Origin of the sequence: Novosphingobium sp. BW1 (assembly GCF_008107685.1) — a bacterium.
GTDB lineage: Bacteria > Pseudomonadota > Alphaproteobacteria > Sphingomonadales > Sphingomonadaceae > Novosphingobium.
The window spans coordinates 19,019-33,931 of record NZ_VIRF01000068.1; the positions used below are offsets into that span (position 1 = coordinate 19,019).

14 protein-coding genes are annotated in these 14,913 nt (G+C 64.5%); 5 read left to right on the top strand and 9 right to left on the bottom strand.

Going from position 1 to position 14,913, the window contains the following annotated elements:
* Window positions 1-16 precede the first annotated feature (16 nt).
* Window positions 17-865 carry a lipoyltransferase gene (locus FMM79_RS10085; RefSeq protein ID WP_148627377.1) on the bottom strand — a complete coding sequence of 283 codons (849 nt, stop codon included), beginning with the start codon at window positions 863-865 and terminating at the stop codon, window positions 17-19.
* Between the two features lie 122 nt (window positions 866-987).
* On the opposite strand from FMM79_RS10085, the gene lipB reads away from it, so the two are divergent.
* Window positions 988-1,671, top strand: a complete 684-nt coding sequence (lipB, locus tag FMM79_RS10090; RefSeq protein ID WP_148627378.1) for a lipoyl(octanoyl) transferase LipB — start codon at window positions 988-990, stop codon at window positions 1,669-1,671.
* Window positions 1,668-2,000, top strand: a complete 333-nt coding sequence (locus FMM79_RS10095; RefSeq protein ID WP_148627379.1) for a hypothetical protein — start codon at window positions 1,668-1,670, stop codon at window positions 1,998-2,000. The genes lipB and FMM79_RS10095 overlap by 4 nt, the downstream gene beginning before the upstream one ends.
* On the opposite strand, the gene FMM79_RS10100 is transcribed toward FMM79_RS10095, so the two are convergent.
* Window positions 1,997-2,935: a CoA ester lyase gene (locus FMM79_RS10100; protein WP_148627380.1), complete on the bottom strand. Its 939-nt coding sequence runs from the start codon at window positions 2,933-2,935 to the stop codon at window positions 1,997-1,999. The genes FMM79_RS10095 and FMM79_RS10100 overlap by 4 nt on opposite strands.
* 173 nt (window positions 2,936-3,108) lie before the next feature.
* A complete protein-coding gene (locus tag FMM79_RS10105) occupies window positions 3,109-4,275 on the bottom strand; it encodes an N-acetyltransferase (protein WP_148627381.1) in 1,167 nt (388 codons plus the stop codon).
* Window positions 4,276-4,451: 176 nt separating this feature from the next.
* On the opposite strand from FMM79_RS10105, the gene FMM79_RS10110 reads away from it, so the two are divergent.
* Entirely contained in the window at window positions 4,452-5,576 is a 1,125-nt protein-coding gene (locus tag FMM79_RS10110) for a fatty acid desaturase (protein ID WP_148627382.1), read from the top strand.
* Between the two features lie 164 nt (window positions 5,577-5,740).
* Here the strand turns inward: FMM79_RS10110 and lptG are convergent, their stop codons facing one another.
* From lptG to FMM79_RS10135, 5 genes are all read right to left on the bottom strand, one after another.
* Window positions 5,741-6,838 (bottom strand): LPS export ABC transporter permease LptG, encoded by a 1,098-nt coding sequence (gene lptG, locus FMM79_RS10115; protein WP_148627383.1) that lies wholly within the window; start codon window positions 6,836-6,838, stop codon window positions 5,741-5,743.
* Window position 6,839: 1 nt separating this feature from the next.
* Complete coding sequence (gene lptF, locus FMM79_RS10120; RefSeq protein ID WP_148627384.1) at window positions 6,840-8,078, bottom strand: LPS export ABC transporter permease LptF; 1,239 nt, start codon at window positions 8,076-8,078, stop codon at window positions 6,840-6,842.
* A gap of 253 nt (window positions 8,079-8,331) precedes the next feature.
* Entirely contained in the window at window positions 8,332-8,718 is a 387-nt protein-coding gene (gene clpS, locus FMM79_RS10125; RefSeq protein ID WP_148627385.1) for an ATP-dependent Clp protease adapter ClpS, read from the bottom strand.
* 134 nt (window positions 8,719-8,852) lie between these two features.
* Window positions 8,853-9,722, bottom strand: a complete 870-nt coding sequence (locus FMM79_RS10130; protein ID WP_148627386.1) for a phasin family protein — start codon at window positions 9,720-9,722, stop codon at window positions 8,853-8,855.
* Window positions 9,723-9,977: 255 nt separating this feature from the next.
* Window positions 9,978-11,855: an alpha/beta hydrolase gene (locus FMM79_RS10135; RefSeq protein ID WP_148627387.1), complete on the bottom strand. Its 1,878-nt coding sequence runs from the start codon at window positions 11,853-11,855 to the stop codon at window positions 9,978-9,980.
* Between the two features lie 234 nt (window positions 11,856-12,089).
* On the opposite strand from FMM79_RS10135, the gene FMM79_RS10140 reads away from it, so the two are divergent.
* Both FMM79_RS10140 and FMM79_RS10145 read left to right on the top strand, forming a co-directional pair.
* Window positions 12,090-13,292: an LL-diaminopimelate aminotransferase gene (locus FMM79_RS10140; protein ID WP_148627388.1), complete on the top strand. Its 1,203-nt coding sequence runs from the start codon at window positions 12,090-12,092 to the stop codon at window positions 13,290-13,292.
* 127 nt (window positions 13,293-13,419) lie between these two features.
* A complete protein-coding gene (locus tag FMM79_RS10145; RefSeq protein ID WP_240339101.1) occupies window positions 13,420-14,193 on the top strand; it encodes a response regulator transcription factor in 774 nt (257 codons plus the stop codon).
* Window positions 14,194-14,284: 91 nt separating this feature from the next.
* On the opposite strand, the gene FMM79_RS10150 is transcribed toward FMM79_RS10145, so the two are convergent.
* Entirely contained in the window at window positions 14,285-14,806 is a 522-nt protein-coding gene (locus FMM79_RS10150) for a molybdenum cofactor guanylyltransferase (protein WP_148627389.1), read from the bottom strand.
* Window positions 14,807-14,913 lie beyond the last annotated feature (107 nt).

The window sequence follows — 14,913 nt, forward strand, 5'->3', positions numbered from 1 at the left end:
GAGGCAACTGAAAGCCTCAGTCGAAGAGGCTGGCCTGCCCGTCCGGCGTAGCTTGCGAAAGCTGGGCGTGCACGCGGACCAGCACGGCAACTAGCAGCACGTTGCTAACCGCACCGATCAGCCCGGCAACAAGGCCTGCAAGGAAGTTCGTCACAGCGCCCGCCCCGAAGACGAGCGAGAGCGGTGTGATAAGGAGGAGCGAGACCATGAAGCTGATCGCGAAATAGCCCAGCATGAGGAGCGCGTAGAAGCCCAGGAGGCGCGGGGTGTGCCCGCCCGTCAGATCCCACGACCGGCGCATGGCCGCCACCGGGTTGGAAAGCCCCTCGCGCACCATCGCCGGAACCAGCAGTGAAAATCGCACCGAAGACCAGATCGCAAGCCCGACCAGGCCGATCAGCATCACCGCACCGCCCAGCGAAGCCCCCGCGCTCCCCGCCACCAGCGATCCCAGCGCGACGAACAGGCCGAGCACGAACGAGGCCAGCATCAGCCCCACCGCGTAGAGCAGCGTCGCCCCGATCAGCGCCGGCGTTGCGCGCAAAGCCAGCGAAATCGCCTCACCCACGCTTGGCCGTCCGCCCACACCCAGGATCACCGCGACGGCGAGATAGCCCACGAACTGGACGAGCATGCCCCCGATCCCGAAGGCCAGTATAGGGCCCAGGTTTGCCGAGATCAGTGCCTCCAGCCCCTCGCTGTCCTGCGCCAGGGCCATCATCTGCTGCTGGATGTCCGCGAGGAACACGCTGGAAAGCAGCGCGGGCAGCAGGAAGAAGACGCCCGCGAGGGCTATCAGCACATCGCGGTTGGCGCGGACCCTGGCCACGGCCTCGCTCCAGGCCAGGTTGCTGTCGAACTGCATTGCCATCTCCTTCTCGCCCACCGCTTCTTCGCGCCGGGCGTCATCTCGCAATCGCGGTCTTAGGGATAGTTGCCTTGTGAATCCACTTGATATGCACGCACGGAAGGGCCACGCAGCGAGGTATGAACACCATCCAGACTCTGCCCGGGGACATCGAACTGCGCATGAGCCGCGACCCTGTCCCCTACCGTGAGGCGCTGGCCGAGATGACCGAGCGCAACGCCGCGATTGCCGCAGGCGAAGCGCGCGAACTGATCTGGTTTCTCGAACATCCGCCCGTCTATACCGCCGGCACCAGCGCGGCCGTCTCCGACCTTCTCGACCCCCGCTTCGAGGTGGTCGAGGCCGGGCGCGGCGGGCGGTACACTTACCATGGTCCGGGCCAGCGCGTGGTCTATGTCCTCCTCGACCTGCGCAAGCGCGCGCGCGATGCGCGCGGTTTCGTCCACGCGCTTGAAGGCTGGGTAATCGACACGCTCACCGACTTTGGCGTCGAGGGGTTCCGCAGCGAAGGGCGCATCGGCATCTGGACAAAGGACATCGACGGACGCGAGGCCAAGATCGGCGCCATCGGCGTGCGCATCCGTAAATGGGTGACAATGCACGGCTTTGCGGTCAACATTCATCCCGACCTCGCCCACTTCACCGGTATCGTGCCCTGCGGGATCGAGGAATTCGGCGTGACCAGCCTCAAGCGGCTGAACAAGGACGCGGAATTCGACGTGTGGGACAAGGCGCTGCTCGCACGGGCCGACGCTTTCCTCGGCGCGCTCGAAACCCGCTGCCCCAAGGAGACCCCGGCATGATCCACATTTCAATGCACCGCGTTGCCGCGCTGGGGCTTGCCTTGCCGCTCCTCGCCGGGCTTGCCGCCTGCAAGGACGATGCGCGCGAGGCTCCGTCCGCCGAGGCCGCACAAGGCGCCAAATTGCTGCCGCGCTCGGTCGACGATGCCATGCCCGCCTACGATCAGCGCCGCTCCAAAGCGCCGCTCGCCGAACCGGAACTGGCCGAGACTGATCGCGGCTCCGCATCGGCCGCGCGCGTCCAGGATTCCGATGACGCCGCCGAGGATGAGGCTCCCGCACGGCAGGAGCCCTCCGCGGCGCCCGCGCCCGAGGAGGACGCAGCTTAAGCAGGCCGCAAGATCGGCTGGCAGCGCAGGTCTTCCCCGCCCCGGCCATCACGCTCGAACATCGCAATCGTGCGCCGCGCCAGGGCGAGGTGCGAGCGGTCAATCATCCGTCCGCGCAAGGGCAGCGAGCCGACATGCGGGTTGCCTTCAAAAGCGGCGACGACATCGCGCGCCTCGACCAGTTCCTCGACCGAGGGAGTGAAGGCGGCATTGATCGTGGGTATCTGCGCCGGGTGGATCGCGAACATCCCCGAGAAGCCGTCCGCGCGTGCGCCCTGTGCCGCGGTCTTGGTACCAGCCTCGTTGTCAAAATCGTCAAACGGCGCGTCGACGGCAATGACATCGCCCGCATGGGCGCTGAGCAGCGCCTGCACGCGCACGAAGCGGGCCGTATCGCTCCAGGCGCCCTGGAGCGTGCGCACCGCCTGGCCGCCCATGGCCGCGCTGAGGCCCGCCGCATTCCAGGTGAGGCCGACGACACGCTGATGGGCAGACGAGGCGTATTCCGCGATCCGCAGCGCCGCGCCCGGCGTCTCGCCGACAACCGGCATGATCCGCGTGGAATTCGCTACCAGGCCCAGCGCCTGCTCGAACTCGTAGACTTCGCTGGCAATCTGGCGCACCGTTTCGGGGCCCGAGGCCTTGGGCAGGATCACCCCGTCGGGCGCAAAGGGCATCACTGCGGCAAGATCCTCCCGTACATAGCCCGATTCCATGCTGTTGAGACGCACCCAGCGGCCCATGCGCTGCTGCTCGATGACGTGCTGGCGATGCGCCGATAGCCAGCCCGCGGCAAGGTCGCGCGCGCGTGCCTTCTCGCTCACCGGCACGGTGTCCTCCAGGTCGATCACGACGATGTCCGCCCCGGTGCCGATCGCCGTGCCGAGACGTTCCTCGCTGTTGCCCGGAACAAGGAGCCAGGACCTCGATTTCATGCCCATTGGTGCCTTTGCCGCTATGCCCGAACCGCGCCCCTTACGCGCCTCGGGCCGCAGTCTACCCCGGCACAGTTAACACTTCCTGCAATCGAGCCTCGGCCGCGCGACGAAGGTCATCGGCAAGGAGGCTCCGAGAGCCATTGCCCTCGGGCTCCCGGAAATCGCCCCGATCAAAGGGCCTTTTCGTAGATCGCGTATTCGCGGTTGATCTGGCTTTCGATGGCGTCGGCGATGGCAACCATGCCCTGGTTGTCATCGAGGATCCAGCCGATCTCGGCCCGCTTTGCACCAAACTTGGAGGTGGCCGAGCGGCGGATGAACTCGATCATCATGAAGGCCAGCTGGCTGGCGAGACGCGAGGACTGCAGCTTCTTGCGCACGCCCATCAGCGGCACGCGCATATCGGCAGGGTAGGGACGGCGCAGCCACAGGAGCAGCTTGATGAGGCCCAGCACGCCGGGCTTGCCCTTCGCCCCGTTCACTCGCTTCTGGATGCCGTTGATATCAGGCAGGGTCATCATGAAGGCCACCGGCTCGCCCTCGTACTCGGCGATCCGGATGAGATCAGGATGGACCAGGGGCTTCAGTGCCTTGCCGGTGTGTGCGATCTCTTTATCGGTGAAGGGCACGAAGCCCCAGTTGTCCGACCAGGCATCGTTGAGGATCTCGCAGATGATGCCCGCATCGCGGTCGAAGTTCTTGAGATCGGCCTTGCGAATCGTGATCTTGGCGTTCTTCTCACCCGAGGCGACGATGCGCTGGACGAGCCGCGGGAACTCCTTGGTCACGTCCAGTTCGTAAGTGTAAAGCGTCTTCGCGCGGGTATAACCCTCACCCTCGATCCAGCCCTGGTAGGCCGCGTTGTGGTGGCCCATCATCACCATCGGCGAATGGTCGTGCCCCCTGACAAGCAATCCGGGCTCTTCCCATACCGACAGGTTCATCGGCGCGAGTACGCGGGTCATGCCCTCGCGGCGCAGCCAGCCCTCGGCCGTGTCGATCAACGCCTTCGCGACCTCGGATTCCTCGGCCTCGATCGCACCCCAGTTGCCGGTTCCCGGCCCCATCCCCTGCTCGAACGACTGTTTCAGCGCCAGTTCATCGATCTGCGCCGATATGCGCCCCACGACGCGGCCTTCGCGGCGCGCCAGGAAAAGCTGGTGGCGGGCGTGGTCGAAGAAGGGGTTCTTGCCGGGCGTGAACTTGGCGATCTCTTCCGAGCGCAGGTTCGCGACCCAGTTTTGATCTGACGCATTGAGTCGATAACTGCAATCGACAAAGGCAGCCCGGTCGGCCTTGCTCGAAACCGGAGTGATGACTAGTTCGGCTTTGGCCACGATCCTGCCTTTGTTTGGGTGTAGGAAATGGGAATGAATTGAGGCGAACTGCGACCGGAAGCGGTCTCTTGTCAAGCGGCGTACACGGTGAGGCTGTGCACGCCAAAGGCGAAAGGCGCCCGTTTGCGCCCCCGGATCGCCCCGACCTCGCGAAGGTCACAAGTGGAATTGATGAAATGAGTGCCCAGAAAGCCCTTGAAGTGAACCCGCAGCCATTTGAAGGCACCGCGCAGGCGCGCGTGCATGCTGTCGCGCCGGAAATGCGCGGGAGCTGGCACGCCCAGATCCCCGAGGACCGCGCGATGCTGCGCGCCGCGGCCCAGCTGACTCGCGACATCGCCAAGGCCCGGCCCGAGATCTACTGGCCCGACATGCTCGGCTCGGCCGCGCTGGGCTACGCCGCGCTTGCAGGCGCTATCCTCGTGGAGAACACGTTTCTTGCCGTGGCGCTGGGCCTGTTCGCCGCGATCGCGCTCTACCGCGCGCTCCTCTTCATCCACGAAATCACCCACATGCACCGCGATGCCCTGCCGGGATTCCGCTTTGGCTGGAACCTGCTGGTGGGCATCCCGATGCTGATCCCCTCGTTCATGTACGAGGGCGTCCATGCACAGCATCATTCGCGCAAGCGCTACGGCACCATCGCCGACCCCGAATACCTTCCACTGGCGCTGATGAAGCCCTGGAGCCTGCCGGTCTTTGCCCTGACCGCGATCCTGCTGCCGCCAGCCTTGCTTATCCGTTCGGCCATCCTGGTGCCACTTGGCGTCATCATCCCGCCGGTGCGCACGCTGGTGTGGGAGCGCGCCTCCGCGCTGGCCATCAACCCCAGATACCGCCGCGAGAAGCCCAAGGGCGACTTTGCGCGCATGGTCTTCTGGCAGGAACTGGGCTGCTCGGTCTGGGCCATGGCCGTCCTTGCCGCCAGCTACACCTACGGCTGGCGCCCGCTCATCATCGCACTTGCGGTGGTCTCGCTCACCGCGTTCCTCAATCAGGTCCGCACGCTGGTCGCACACCTGTGGGAGAACGAGGGCGAGGAGATGACCCTGACCGCGCAGTACCTCGATTCGGTGAACGTGCCCCCGCCGGGCTTCCTTTCGCCGCTCTGGGCGCCCGTTGGCCTGCGCTTCCACGCGCTGCACCACCTGCTGCCCTCGATGCCCTACCACTCGCTGACCGAGTGCCACCGGCGCCTGAGCGCCCACTTGGGTCTAGGATCAACCTACGAGAAAGCGAGCTATCCCGGCCTCCTGCCGCTGCTAGGACGGCTCGTGCGCGGGACGATGTCCCGGCGTTGAGCGCTCCTCTCATGCACAACGAAAAAGCCGGCGCAGCGCCGGCTTTTTTGTGGTCTCAAGAATGGAAAGATCCGAGGGCCATCGCCCTCGGGCTCCCCGAACTGTCGCCTTCACCGCTCTTAAGCCACGTTGGCGCGCGACAGGTGAGGTCGCCCATTTCGGTTCTATTCCTCGGTCCGCACCAGCACCGCCTCACCAATGAGGGCAAAGAGAACGAACGGGGCCCAGGCCGCGACCAGCGGGGGGTAGCCCCCGAAGTTGCCCATCGCGAGCGCGGCGTTGTCGAGCACGAAATAGGCAAAGCCCAGCGCCATGCCCGCGATCGCGCGGATCAGGAGCTGGCCCGAGCGGGCAAGGCCGAAGCCCGCCACCGCGCCCAGAAGTGGCATCAGGATCGAGGCCATGGGGCCGGAAATCTTGTGCCACCAGGCCGCTTCGAGTGAGCTTGTCCGGCGCCCGGCGATGCGCAGCGCCTCGATCGAGGTGCTGAGCGTGAAGATGTCCTGCGAATTGGCATCGACCTTGGACAGCGTGACCTTGCCCGGTGTCACATCCTTGGCGACAATCACTGCGGGCACCTGCCTCGTCGTGGTGGTCTCCACCTCGAATACGGTCGCGTTCGTCATCTTCCAGCCTGGATTGGCGTAGGTTGCGCGGTCAGCGCGCACCTGCTGCACGATCATGTCGTTCTCATCGCGCGCGTAGAACGTGACACCATTAAGGATCAGCCCCGCCCCCTCGCCCGTCATCGTGCGCGCGGTCATCAGGTCCTGCCCGTCGGCGAAGTAGATATTGCTGCGCACGCCCGAATCCTCGGGCACGGGGCCATAGTCCACCGAGCTCCAGGCATCGAGCGTCGCCGTCGCGCGGGTCACCACCCGTTCGTTGAAGACGAAGCTTATCCCGGCAATCACCATCGCGCTCATCAGGAGCGGAGCCAGGATCTGGTGCGCCGAGAGTCCGGCCGCCTTCATCGAGATGACTTCGCTGTTCTGGTTAAGAGTGGCCAGCGTGATGATCGTCGCCAGCAGCACCGAATAGGGCAGGAAGCGCGCGATCAGCTGCGGAACACGTAGCGAGACATAATAGAGAAGCTGCGATTCACCGTTGCTGGGATAGGCCAGAATGTCACCGCTCTCGCCCAGGAGATCGAGGACCTGCAGCACCAGGACCAGCATCATCAGCATGGCCGCGATGCGGGTTACGAAGAGGCGTGCAAGATAGAGCGTCAGCGTGCGCGAGGGGAAGAATTCCAACTTCATCTCAATTCTGGTCCTGCGGCTCGGGCAGAACCGGGCCGTGGCTGCGACGACGGCGGCGCAGGAGCGACTTCAGGCGCTTGGTGAGCATCTCGAAGCCTTTCTCCAGCCAGCCGATGGCCTGACCGCCGGGCACGTAGGCCACGCGGTAATACATCCACAGGATCAGCCCGGCGAGCACCAGGAACGGCCCCCAGAGGCCAATTACGGGATCGATCCGGCCCAGCGCGGCCACGTCGCTCGCGTACTGGTTGACCTTGTGGTAGGCGACAATGATCACGATCGAGACGAACAGGCCGAGCGAGGAGGTCGAACGCTTGGGCGGGATCGCGAGCGCGACGGCCAGCAGCGGCAGGAGCAGCATCATCACCACCTCGACCATACGGTAGTTGAAGTTGGCCTTGCTGGAGGCGCGTTCCTCGGCGGTCTGCGGACTGTCCTTGTTCCAGCCCAGTTGCATCAGTTCGGGCAGCAGGTACTCGCGGCTCTGGCCGCCGCGCTGGCGGAAATTCTCGATCGCAGGCAGGTCTATCGGCAGGTCGTGCCGGGTAAATGAGAGGACGCGCGGCGCATCGCCGGGCATGTCCTGGATGATCTGGCCGTTCTCGAGGCGCAGGATGATGGTGTCGGGCGAGCCCTGGAGCGCCATGAAGCGGCCCTCGCGCGCGGAGATCGAGAGAACCTGGCCCTTGGCGTTGGCAACGCGCGCGAAGATGCCCATGAGGCGGCGGCCTTCGTCCTCGCTGGCATCGATGCGCAGGGCAATGCGGTCCTCCAGCGTGGTGAACTCACCGACCTTTATCGACGCGCCGAGCGCGCCTGACTGCAGTTCGTAGTTGAGCTCCTCGTAGTAGTAACGCGAGAGTGGCTGGAGGTAGCCTACGATGGCGAAGTTCACCCCCACCAGCACCAGCGTGATCATGTAGGGCACGCGCAGCATGCGGGTGTAACTGAGGCCTACCGCGCGCATCACGTCGAGTTCGCTCGAGGTTGCGAGCTTGCGGAAGGCGAGCAGGATGCCGAGCATGAGGCCGAGCGGGATCGCCAGGCTCGCGTACTCGGGCAGCATGTTGACGAGAAGCTTGAAGACAACGCCCACCGGCCCGCCTTCGGTCGCCACGAAGTCGAACAGGCGCAGCATCTTGTCGAGCACCAGCAGCGAGGCGGCAAGCACGAAGATGCCCAGCATCGGCATGAGCACGAGGCGCAGGATATAGCGGTCTATGGCGTTCAGAAATTTCACGTAGTCGTCATCACAGCGCCGGGTTCGCCATGGGCCTTAACGGCTCGGTCGCCTCGGGAAAAGCGAATTGTCGACCCCGCCGCGCGCGCCGCGATTCGTTCCAGGCAAAAGGGATGCTAACGAGAGGCATGTCAGGAAACCCGAAAGGGAATGGACATGTCCAACGAACGTGCGCCGCGCGCGTTCCCTACCCCCACGCGCGAGGCCATACCGAACGAGGCCGAACCGCACGAGAATTGGGAAAGTTGGCCGCTCAGGCCTTTTCCAGCGTGCACTGGAGCGGATGCTGGTTCTGCCGGGCGAAATCCATCACCTGGTTCACCTTGGTTTCCGCGACTTCGTAGGGAAATATCCCGCAGACGCCGACGCCCTTCTGATGGACATGGAGCATCACGCGCGTCGCCTGCTCGAGATCCATGTGGAAGAAGCGCTTGAGGACCATCACGACGAACTCCATCGGCGTGTAATCATCGTTCAGCATCAGAACCTTAAACTGGCTCGGCTTTTTGGGCTTGGCACGGGTCTTGGTGGCGATGCCGACCTGATCGTCGTCACCTGTACCGGGCCCGTCCTCCCCCGCCCCGGTGGCGACAAGAGGGAATACGCGGTGCAACAGGGAATCGTCGAAGGGGTAAGCCATAGAGCCTGAATATCGCAAAGGGAGCCTCTTTCTACAAGACGCTCCCTTGGCTGGATCCGTACATATGCGCCACAGCGAGAGGAGGACACGGCCAAAACCCCATCCCCATCAAGCCGTTAGCGAAAATGGCGTGGTCAGGCCGAAGTGGCCTTGCGCGCCTTTTCCATCGCCATGCTGACGCGCCCCGAGAGCGGAGCGAAGGCATCGCTCATCAGCTTGAGCATGGCTTCGCTGTTCTTCGAACTGGTCGCCACGGCGGTGTCGAAGTTCTTGCGAACCATGTCGCCCTGGAGCTTGAAGAAGTCGGTCGGCGACTTGGCGGCGGCGAGTTCCTTGATGTCACCCGACATGGTCTCGAACGCCGAGCGCCCTTCGGTGACCATTTCCGAACCGAAGCTCTGCATGCCCTCGGCAAAGATCTTGCCCGATTCCATCATTGCTTCGACGTTACCCTTGGTGAAATCGGATGCTTCGCCCATCATCGACGTACCCTTCTCAAAGGCTTCCTTGGCCTTGCTCTGGGCCTGTGCCATCGCGTCTTGGAAGCTGGTGAAGTTAGCGCTCATGTCCATTGTCGTATCCTCGAGCATGAAGTTGTTGAGTAGCCCGGCAAACGCGGGGGCAGTGGATGAAGGAGCGGTCTTGGGCGCCGCCTTGGGTTTCGCCACCTTCGGGCTTGCCCCGGCCTTCGCCGGCTTCTCTTCAGCCTTGGTGACAGTCGGTTTCGGCGCGCTGGAAACGGCCGGTTTCGTTGGCGTGGGCGCGCTTGCCTTGGGAGCAGCTGCAGCCTCCGCTGGAATTTTCGTCACCGCGGCCTTCTTGGGCGCCGCCTTCCTGGCCACGGGCTTCTTCGCCGCGGGGGCCGGAGCCTTCGCCGCGACGTTGGGGGCCGGAGCGGGTTTCGGCGCGGCTTCGGGAGCCGGTGCCACCTTGGTTTCGCCCGCCTTGGCCGAAGCATCGACCTTGGGCGCATCTTCGCTTTTCGGAACTTCGTTTTCAGCCATCCCGCGAATCCAGCCTCTCGTGCAGCGTCACGTCCGGAAGATACTCAAAGCATTCGAAAAGCTGCCTTGAAGAGCGTGCCCGAACATCCTTTGTTGCAGTGCACAATACGCCTCCCCCTCCCTGCCGTCAAGGTCAACTGCCTCCAGTTCGCATGCAATCCATCGCATTGCAGCATGGAGTGACCAAGGTGTCAGGAGATTAACCCGTAGTCGGCGCTCCTGGTTCCTTCACCCGGTGAATTGATGGGCGCGCGCTCAGCGACTCATCACGTAGCGGCCCGGCGCATCCTCGAGCACCGTATCGCCGCGCCCGCCCGGACGGCGTTTGCCGCGAGCGGGAACTTCGCCTGGCGTGCGGGCCCGCAACCATGCGGCCCAGTGCGGCCACCAGCTGCCCTTCGTCTCCGTGGCCCCGGCGATGAACGCGTCGAGATCCTGCACATCGCTCCCGTTCGTCCAGTACTGGTACTTGTTGGCCGACGGCGGATTGACCACGCCCGCGATGTGCCCCGAACCTGCCAGCAGGAAGGTCCAGTCTCCGGCAAGGTAGCGGGTCAGCTTCCACACGCTTTCGGGCGGCGCGATGTGATCCTCGCGCCCGGCCTGGATATAGCAGGGCGTGACGATGCGGTGCAGGTCGATCGGCTCGCCCAGCGCCTTGAGCGAATCCGGTACGACCAGCCGGTTGTCGCGGTAGAGATCGCGCAGGTAGTCCTGGTGCCAGCGTGCCGGCAGGTTGGTCACGTCCCCGTTCCAGTGAAGAAGATCGAAGGCGGGATGCTCTTCGCCCCTGAGGTAGTTCTTCTCGACATAGTTCCAGATGAGATCATTGCCACGCAGCAAATTGAAGGTCGCGGCCAGATAGCGCCCGTCAAGATAGCCCTCGGGCGAGAGCAGCGCGAGGTTGTCGATCTGCTGGCTGTCGACGAAATTCTTGAGGTCGCCCGCCTCCTCGAAATCGACCTGGGCTGTAAAGAAGGTCCCGCTCGCCACCTTGTCCGCCTCGCCGCGCCGCGCCAGCAGCGCCAGGGTCGCGGCGAGCGTGGTCCCGGCCACGCAGTAGCCGATGGTGTGGACGGATGGCACCTTGAGGCGCGCGCGCACCAGCTCAATCGCCTCGATCTGGGCGGCGATATAGTCGTCCCAGACGACGTCGGCCATGGTTTCGTCGGCCGACTTCCAGGAGACCATGAATACGGTGATGCCCTGCTCGACCGCCCAGCGCACGAAGCTCTTTCGCGCGTTAAGGTCGAGGATGTAGAAGCGGTTGATCCACGGCGGGAAGATGACGAGCGGCGTCTCCATGACCTCGTCGGTCGTCGGCGTGTACTGGATCAGCTGAAACAGCGGCGTCTCGTGGACCACCTTGCCCGGCGTCACCGCGATGTTCTCGCCCAACGTGAAGAAGCCCGGCGAGGTGTGCGTGAGCTGACCCTTGCGCAGGTCCTCGACGAAGTTCTGGAACCCGCGCACCAGGCTCTCGCCCCCGGTGCGGCTGGCCTCGGTCATGGCGACCGGGTTGGTCAGCGGGAAATTGGCCGGGCTCAGCGCATCGACAAGCGCGCGCGTCGCGAACAGGAGCTGCGCCTTGCGCGAAGGTTCCATGCCCTCGGTCGCCTCGGCAAGGCCGATGAACTCCTGCCGGAACATGAGGTAAAGCTGGTGGATGAGCGCGAAGAAAGGCGTGGAGCGCCACTCCTCGGCCCCGAAGCGCGCGTCGCTCAGCGGCAGTTCGGGCACATCTTGGGTGCCTTCCTCGCTGGCGACCTGGGCATGCTCGCCGATACCGTAGCGCGCGAGCACCGCCTGCGCGAGTTCGAGTGCCTGCGTCCACAGGCGCTGCTGCACCTCGGGCCGCGACAGGGGCAGGAGGCGCATGACCGATTCGAGCGTGCCGATCCACTTGAGCGGATCGCTGAAATGTCCGGTCCCGCTCTTTCCGCCGCCCTGGAACTGCTCAACTTGGTAGTCGGTCCAGATGGCCTGCATACGCTCGGCAATCTCGGCCCAATGCACCACGCTTTCGGCCTGGGAGCTGCCCTCCTGGGGCGCCAGGAGCCCGAACAGCTCGGTCATCCCCTTGGTCTGGCTCTGCAGGATCTCGCTCAGAAATTCAGTGGCGTCGTGCGCCATGCGGCCAGCTCCTTCCCCGTCTCTCGCGCTGCGCCCCTCGGGCGCTGGGTTCTCCCTGTCTGCGGCATCCCAGCAAACCTGTCGAGGGGCTTTGCACGGTCCCTGCGGCGAACCGCCCCGCGGCGCGCGCAACAAAATTTGCGCAAGAGACCCATTTGCGTGGGCTTCGTTATCCACTAGAGGGGCGCACAGGCATTCCCGCCGCCCACAGACACGGATTTTAGAAGATAGGTCATGGAAGACGAGTTCTACCGCATCAAGCGCCTGCCGCCCTACGTCATCGCCGAAGTCAACGCGATGCGTCACGCGGCCCGGCGAGCGGGACAGGACATCATTGACCTGGGCATGGGCAACCCCGACCTCCCGCCCCCGCAGCACGTCATCGACAAGCTGTGCGAAGTGGCGCGCAAGCCCGACGCGCATGGCTATTCGCAGTCCAAGGGCATTCCCGGCCTGCGCCGTGCCCAGTCCAACTACTATGGCAACCGCTTCGGCGTCGACGTCGATCCCGAAACCGAAGTCGTCGTGACCATGGGTTCCAAGGAGGGCCTCGCCAGCCTCGCCACCGCGATTACCGCCCCCGGCGACGTAGTGCTGGCCCCCAACCCCAGCTACCCAATCCACACCTTCGGCTTCATCATCGCGGGCGCGACGATCCGCTCGGTACCAACCACGCCCGACGAGCACTACTGGGAGCAGCTCGACCGCGCGATGGCCTTCACCGTGCCGCGTCCCTCGATCCTGGTGGTGAACTACCCCTCGAACCCCACCGCCGAGACGGTGGACCTCGCCTTCTACGAGCGCCTCGTTGCCTGGGCGAAGGAGAACAAGGTCTGGATCCTCTCCGACCTTGCCTATTCCGAGCTCTACTACGACGGCAATCCGACCCGCTCGATCCTCGAGGTCCCGGGTGCCAAGGACGTCGCGGTGGAATTCACCTCGATGTCGAAAACCTATTCGATGGCGGGCTGGCGCATGGGCTTTGCGGTGGGCAATCCCAAGCTGATCGCGGCGATGAGCCGCGTGAAGTCCTACCTCGACTACGGCGCCTTCACGCCGATCCAGGCGGCGGCCTGCGCCGCGCTCAACGGCCCGCAGGACATCGTTGAAAAGAACCGCCAGCTCTACCAGAAGCGCCGCGACGTGATGGTCGAGGCCTTCGGCCGCGCCGGATGGGAGATCCCCAGCCCCAAGGCCTCGATGTTCGCTTGGGCGCCCCTGCCTCCCGCGCTCAAGGACATGGGCAGCCTGGAATTCTCCAAGCAACTTCTAACCGAGGCGGAAGTCGCCGTGGCGCCCGGTGTCGGCTATGGCGAGGACGGCGAAGGTTTCGTGCGTATCGCGATGGTTGAGAATGAACAACGCCTGCGTCAAGCCGCGCGCAACATCAAGCGCTTCCTTAACAGCAAGGGCGTAAACAGCACCACAACTTCGTAGAATCATGTACTTGTGCAGTTATAGGTAGCCCTACCTGTAATATTTTTGCAGTTGTTACCCCCCTCCATCGCACGCACTGTGCCTTCGAGAGAGACCGCAGTAAGACTTTGCGTTTGGGGGGACAAACATGGCGCAGGCCCATAGTACGAAGGTTAATATCAGTACATTCCGCTGGCTGGGGGCGGGGCCGCTTCCGGCCAGCCACGATCTCCGGCGACGGGGCTGGAACCTCGTGACGAGCGAAGGTTCGGACGAACCCGGTCCTGGCATACTGAGCCTCATGGATCTCGCCACGTACGAGAGCATGTGCGAGAGCGACGCGGGCGCTGCGTCCAGTTGGGCCTGCAGGAAGTCGATCATGGTGATCGATGTTGATTCGAGCCGGGCGCGCGCCGAACTGCTCCACGTCGGCATCGGCGATGCCGTTCCGGTGGATGTCTGCCTCGAGGAACTTGACGCGCGGGGGCAAGTGCTGATCGAAGCGATCAAGAGCCTTCCGCGCGTACGTCGCATCGGCCGCCTTCGCCTCGACCTGCTCGCCCGCGAGGCCTACCGCGAAGAGACGCCGCTCAATCTCAATCCACGTGAGTTTGCCCTGATCTGGCGGCTGGCGGAGAACATCGACCGACCGGTCAGCAAGCAATCGCTGATCCACGATGTGTGGCGCATGGGGTTTGTGCCCGAGACGAACAGCATCGCGGTGCATATGTCGCGCCTGCGCCGCAAGCTTGCGCATGTCGGCATCCGCGAGCTTATCGAGACGATCCCGGGCGGCGGCTATTCTCTTCGCAGTCCGCAAACGCCAGGCATCTCCTGCGACGAAAGCCGGAGCGCAAGCGCGGCCGGCACCTACTCCAGGCCACGTCCCCTTTCCTCGGCCAGCCCGAGCCTGACGAACTGACAGCAAATCGTGATGTCCCTGTCCACGGGCTCCCCCGGCCCCCTGGACAGCACATCGCTGACCTCGCAGCCAGACATACAGAGCCATCCGCTCAGCGCGGCGAAAGCGCGGCCAGGTCCTCCGGCGTATTGACGTTGACCAACGGCCCCTCGCAAGCGACCCCGCGTGCGCCGATACTCTCGGCAAGGCGGCGCATCGAGCGGCGCCCCTCCCCCGTCAGGATCGCGTCTGCCGCCTCGAAGGCCGCGACGGGCCAGTGACCGATGACCGGTTGGTCCAGGAGAAATGCGGGCGCTGGCGAAAGCCGGGCCCGCAGGTCTTCGGGCAGAAGCGGACAATCCACCGGCGCGCTGAGAACCGAAGCAAACGCCTGCTCTCGTCCATGCCGCAAGGCTCCAGCAAGGCCCGCCAGAGGCCCCATTCCGGGACCCGGCCAATCGGGAAGCACCGGCACGGGCGCATCCTCCCGGCCCACGACGACAACCTCGTCACACCACGCCTGCAACTGCGCGACCGCTCTCTCCAGCAGACTCTCGCCCGCAAAGCGCGCGAGCGCCTTGTCCGTGCCGAAACGCCGCGACTGGCCTCCCGCCAGCACCACACCCAGGATCATGCTTGCGCGCTCCTTGCCGCCCACGCACCTTATGTGCCCCGCCACGATCTGTCTCTTATACACATCTGACGCTGCCGACCAATTAGACGGTGTAGATCTCGGTGGGC